Source organism: Treponema sp. OMZ 840 (genome assembly GCF_050937815.1).
Taxonomy (GTDB): domain Bacteria; phylum Spirochaetota; class Spirochaetia; order Treponematales; family Treponemataceae; genus Treponema_C.
On record NZ_JACDIJ010000042.1, the window covers coordinates 1 to 658 of the forward strand.

Consider the following 658-nt stretch of genomic DNA (forward strand, 5'->3'; position numbering starts at 1 on the left):
TATAAGGGAGGTGTAAAATGCGCAAAAGTTTTGATAATTTAACTATTGCAGATGACTTCATGTTTTGCACCGTAATGGAAGACCCTATTTTGTGCAAAGAACTGTTGACAATGCTGCTCAAAGATAAGGTCGGTAGGATAACCAAGCTGTTTAAGCAAAAGCCGATAGAAACTCAAATTGCTTCCAAAGGGGTGCGTCTCGACATTATGATTGAGGACGAAGACGGTAAGCTCTATGATGTTGAAATGCAAACTACCGACCAAAAAAATCTGCCTGAACGTATGCGCTATTATCAGTGCGCTATCGATAACAGCGCAATAAACAAAGGCGGCGACTACAACGATTTACCCGATACCTTTATTATATTTTTATGTACCTTTGATTACTTACAAGAAGGATTACCCGTATATACGATAAACCCCTCGTGCAAAGAAACGGGGCAGACTTTTAATGACGGAACAACAAAGATCATCGTAAACAGCACCGCCTCGGAGAAAGCTGAAGAAAACCTCAAAGCATTTTTATCATACATGAACGGACAACCGCCGGAAACGGCATTTACTAAGCAGCTTGAAAAGCGGGTAAATGAAACCAAAGAAAACGAAGAAAAACGGAGGGAGTACATGTTATTAAAATCATTTGAAATGGACGCACGCAG

Annotated in this window: 1 protein-coding gene; it reads left to right on the forward strand. The window is 40.4% G+C overall.

The features are described from left to right. Window positions 1-17 precede the first annotated feature (17 nt). The coding region (locus tag H0R92_RS14030) for an Rpn family recombination-promoting nuclease/putative transposase (protein ID WP_432966304.1) at window positions 18-658 on the forward strand (641 nt) is incomplete at its 3' end.